Consider the following 4093-nt stretch of genomic DNA (forward strand, 5'->3'; position numbering starts at 1 on the left):
GTTTCATTGGTATCAACCTCGCATTGGGTTTATTGAAACAGGGGCAAAATGTAAAAGTATTTTCCAGACATATAAATAATTTTCCTCAAAATATTGTAAGTGAAGTTGAATTTATTAAAGGTGATTTAGAAAATGTTGAGGATATATATAAGGCTTTAGTGAATATAGATATTATTATTTATTTAGCTGCGACGTCTAACGTAGCAACTTCAATTGAAGATGTTTTCGGTGATATTAATAGCAGTCTATTTTTTCTTAATTTCATGGAAAGTGTTAAAGATTTTCGTATTAAAAAAATTATATTGGCGTCTTCGGGAGGCACAGTTTATGGTGAACCTGAATATTTGCCTATTGATGAGAAACATCCATTAAGACCACTTTCCCCGTATGGAATAACAAAAGTTTCGCTGGAGAATTATTTGTATTTTTATAAGAGAAAATATGGAATAGATTATGTTGTATGTAGATATTCTAATCCGTATGGAAAATACCAAAACCCCTTAAAAAAAGTAGGGGCGATAAATTGTTTTTTGTACCAGCATCTCAGTAATGAAAGGATTCATATATATGGGAATCCGGAGGAAATTATTAGAGATTATATTTATATCGATGATTTAGTTGAAATTACTATACAACTAGCACAATTAAATCAATTGAAATCTTGCGTATACAACATAGGGAGTGGCAAAGGTCTTTCTTTAAAACGAATTATAGTGGAATTAGAGAAAATAACAGAAAGAAAAGTGGATTTTATCTGTTACAAACAAAAACAAGAGAACGTTCAAAAAATCATTTTAAATATTGATAAGGTAAAACAAGAATTGAATTGGGAACCTAAAATAGATTTTAAACATGGGATTAGATTAAATAAGCTATGGATTGAAGAGTTCTTATATAGTAAAAAATAATAACCCACACTCTACTTGTATATAAGCAGAGCGTGGGTTATTAATTTACTTCTTTTTCTATAACCCAAAGGTCTTGATGTTCCCACCAAAATCCTTCAGTATACTTTTTGATAATTGGGTTATGGGGTAATAATTTAATTTTGTCACACACGTAAGAGGGACTAACTATCGTTTGTCCGTATTGATTCACATCTAAATCGAATTGTTCACTAGAAGAGAGAAACCAATAGCCCTTTTCATTTAAATTTGGAAACCCGAAGTATTTTTTGCTTTGATAGCCATGGGTTGTGAAAATGAATAAACCACCAGGTGAAACAGCGTTATACAATGTTTGCAGCCAACGAAACCAAGTTGTATCAGGCATATGAGAGAAAAAGGATAGACAAAAAACGATATCGTACGTAGAGGAGTCCAATTTTAACTGTTCAGGCTCAGGATGAGATAATATAGAAGAATAATTTAATTTGTTTTCAATAAAGGAAATAGCCTTTTCGTGTATATCGCAAGCGGTTATACTCAAATTCGCTTGTAGATTTAATAAATGACGTGTTACGCAGCCGTATCCGGATGCAAATTCTAACAATTTAATTGGATTGACTGTAGGAGGATAAAGGGAAGTAATTAAGTTTAAGAGTATTTGTGCTGAGTTTTGCCCATCTTTAAAGTAATAATCTATCGCTTCTTTTTTTGATGGGAAGACGGGATTAGTGACAATGAACTGAAAGATATGATCCTCAGGATGGATACTTGCATTTACATTATAGCTGTGTGCGATTTGAGAAATTAAATCTTTATGTTCCTCTATAAAGTCTTTCAAAGAGTATTCCCCCTTAAATAATAGTAGCGCCTTACAAGAGATATTGATGGCATAGAAAGCACACGTTTAAATTTTTAAGTATGTTTTAAGATACTTTCTATATGTATACATTTTCATTTTAGAAATGTCGTCGATAGTAAATTTTTCTTTAATGAAATTTTGCATTTGCACAACTTCATTGTAATGGGAGTATGAATCTTCTGTTCTCGTTACGCTATTTAAATGTCGTCTATGATAGTTTAAGGGGGCTGGATTGAAGTAAATATCTCCCTCTGTAAGAAGAGAAACATAGAAGAACCAGTCGCCAGCTATTTTGAACTTCTCTAACTGTTTTTCCGTTTTCTTCATATCTATATTTTTAAAAACTACACTTGAAACATTAGGTATAGTGTTTTTGATAAGTAACGTATCTTGTATTTCTTCGACGCCTTTTCGAAAATAGGGGGCTTTCCATTTTTCTTTATCGATATCATTTGTGTAATTTAAATAATGATTAGCCAATACATTTCCTTGTTCATCTATTTGTTTTGATTGTGTGTAACTTAAGGTAATATTGTTATTTATATAAAACCCCTGTATCACCTCTTGTAAAAATGTCTTATCGCATAAGTCATCGGCCTCTGCGATCCAAATATAATCACCAGTTGCTGCAGAGACTCCTTTTATCCATTGTTTAAATACAGAACCAGAGTTTTTATCATTAATAATCTGTTGAACCTTCAGGTGGGTCTTATTTTCTTTTGAAAGCAGCTTTTTAAAAGTTGATACGCTATGATCAGTGGAGGCATCGTCTAAGAAAATTAGTTCGTAAAGAGGGTAGGTTTGGTTTAATATTGATTCGATTCGATCAGGTAAGTATTTTTCATAATTATAGTTCGGTATGATTACACTTATCTTTTTGTAATTATGTTTGAGAAGATCTAGTAATTGATAAATGTAATTAAGAAAATTGAAGTTTTTTTCGATAAGTTCTTGGCCAAAGCTTCCCTTTTGTAATCGTAATCCCTCATCATGAATAAATTCATATATTTTTTCTAGCATTTTGGGTAAATTTAAAAAGTCTACTAAGGCACCAGTTTTTTCTGTAACAACATCTTCAAAACCTCCAGCATTTTTAAACCCTATAACAGGAAGTTTTGCATCTAATGCTTCTAAAACAACATTTGGAAAAGGATCTTCCCTTGAAGTTAATAAGTATAAGTCAGCCCCAGCGTTATATAATCCGATATCGGGAGTAGGATCGACTAATGTGAAATGTGCTTTATATTTAGGGGGCAGTGTATTCAGGAATTGAACGTCTGTTCTCCCTACCCAAATGAAATGAATATCCTTGTGAGTCTTTCTTACTGAGTAAGAGATAAGTGAGAATAAATCTATCCCTTTCCGATAATCTGCGAAGCCTACACCCAAGATGATTTTGCTATCTAGAGGCAGGTTAAGCTTCTTACGTAACTCATTTCTAGCTTTTGCAATATTGTTCTTATAAGGATTGTGGTTAAACAAACCTTGAGGGAGAATGTGACATTTTTGAGGATCCAATTCAGTGATTGTACGAAATTTTTCATATACGTATTGTGAAGGGAAGACAACTTTGTAAGCAAATTCAGCGATGTTTTTAGCTTTCCCTTCAGCAGAGTACTGTTGTATTAAATGCGGTAATTCATGTATTAATGAAACAACTTTTATATTTTGTCTAGCTAGTAATGCGACGATATCGCCACTTATGACAGTGCTACATATGGCGAGGGTAAAATTCTGTGATAATAAATCCTTTATTAATAATTCGACCTTTTCTTCTGTTTGATAACCTTGCTCGAGACAATAAACAGGACCGTACTTTTGAAAATCGGGAATTAAAATACCGGATCCAATAGAAATAATTGCAACAGAGTAATCAAAGTTTTCTTTAAGAGCCTTAATAGTATGTAAAGAAAGTAGCTGTGCTCCGTGGAAATGGGCATCATGGGATACATAAATTATCTTTTTATTAACATGCATTTCATAACGCCTCCTAAGGGTATTAGATTTCTTTCCCTTTTTTAAAGGTAAAGAAGAGAAGTGTTTTATTTATAATCCCCCTAGAGATGAGCAGGAGGGAGAACGTACTAAAAGAAAAAATACTATCCTTAATATATATTTACTTGGTCTCACATTCATTCTTTAGAAAAGTATTAGTATTAAGTTAGAGAGTGTAGGCTGCAGATTGTTAATTTGAATACATAAGTTTAAGAAGTTCTAAGGATGTATTAGAAATTAAGAGAAGGCAAAGCTTTTATGATTTATAAAATAAAAAAGATAAAAGGTATTGACGATTGATCTACAGGGGTGTAATATAGAACAAGTCGCCGATGACAATAACGTCGCAAGC

The 4093-nt window shown here is 32.3% G+C and carries 3 protein-coding genes; 1 reads left to right on the forward strand and 2 read right to left on the reverse strand.

Annotated features, from left to right (window positions below):
* On the forward strand, positions 1-908 hold a 908-nt coding region (locus ACQGSG_RS27195), incomplete at its 5' end, for an NAD-dependent epimerase/dehydratase family protein (RefSeq protein WP_426948487.1).
* Positions 909-948: 40 nt separating this feature from the next.
* Here ACQGSG_RS27195 and ACQGSG_RS27200 read toward each other — a convergent pair.
* Positions 949-1725: a class I SAM-dependent methyltransferase gene (locus ACQGSG_RS27200; RefSeq protein WP_087876045.1), complete on the reverse strand. Its 777-nt coding sequence runs from the start codon at positions 1723-1725 to the stop codon at positions 949-951.
* A 66-nt stretch (positions 1726-1791) separates the two neighbouring features.
* Positions 1792-3723, reverse strand: a complete 1932-nt coding sequence (locus ACQGSG_RS27205) for a glycosyltransferase (protein ID WP_087876046.1) — start codon at positions 3721-3723, stop codon at positions 1792-1794.
* Between the last annotated feature and the right edge of the window lie 370 nt (positions 3724-4093).

Origin of the sequence: Bacillus sp. GMa5/1 (assembly GCF_050172015.1) — a bacterium.
In the GTDB taxonomy this organism is placed as follows: domain Bacteria; phylum Bacillota; class Bacilli; order Bacillales; family Bacillaceae_G; genus Bacillus_A; species Bacillus_A cereus.

What these genes read in the sequence shown, in the direction of transcription:
- ACQGSG_RS27205 (WP_087876046.1), bottom strand. Translation starts at nt 3,723, where the DNA reads ATGCATGTTAATAAAAAGATAATTTATGTATCCCATGATGCCCATTTC.